The sequence below is a fragment of the Puniceibacterium confluentis genome, from assembly GCF_007923445.1.
Lineage (GTDB): Bacteria > Pseudomonadota > Alphaproteobacteria > Rhodobacterales > Rhodobacteraceae > Puniceibacterium > Puniceibacterium confluentis.
The window spans coordinates 1-564 of the sequence record NZ_VOJI01000118.1 but is presented as its reverse complement, the minus strand read 5'-3'; the positions used below and the strand labels follow the sequence as shown (position 1 = coordinate 564).

The window sequence follows — 564 nt, the reverse complement described above, 5'->3', positions numbered from 1 at the left end:
CACGTACCTCACTTTATTCCCCTATAAAAGCAGTTTACAACCCATAGGGCCGTCATCCTGCACGCTACTTGGCTGGTTCAGCCTCTCGGCCATTGACCAATATTCCTCACTGCTGCCTCCCGTAGGAGTCTGGACCGTGTCTCAGTACCAATGTGGGGGACCTTCCTCTCAGAACCCCTACTGATCGATGGCTCGGTGGGCCGTTACCCCGCCGACTACCTAATCAGACGCATCCCCATCCTATAGCGGTGAACCTTTGCTTCTCGTCAGATGCCATCAAAGAAGAACATAGAGCATTAATCCGACTTTCGCCGGGCTATCCTCTACTATGGGGAAGGTTGGATACGCGTTACTCACCCGTGCGCCGGTCGCCATCTCTGAAAGCAAGCTTTCAGAATGCTGCCCCTCGACTTGCATGTGTTAAGCCTGTAGCTAGCGTTCATCCTGAGCCAGGATCAAACTCTTCATACTAAATATTCTGTTTCTTTTGTTTCTCTGTCTCAGAACGCCTTGTATCCGGTAGTATAGAATTTGACGGTTTCACTTCTCTTGTCTCTACCCAAG

General features: G+C 50.5%; 1 rRNA gene. It reads right to left on the bottom strand.

Annotated elements, in window-relative coordinates:
- A 16S ribosomal RNA gene (locus FOY53_RS22800) occupies window positions 1-471 on the bottom strand; the annotation flags it as partial.
- Window positions 472-564 lie beyond the last annotated feature (93 nt).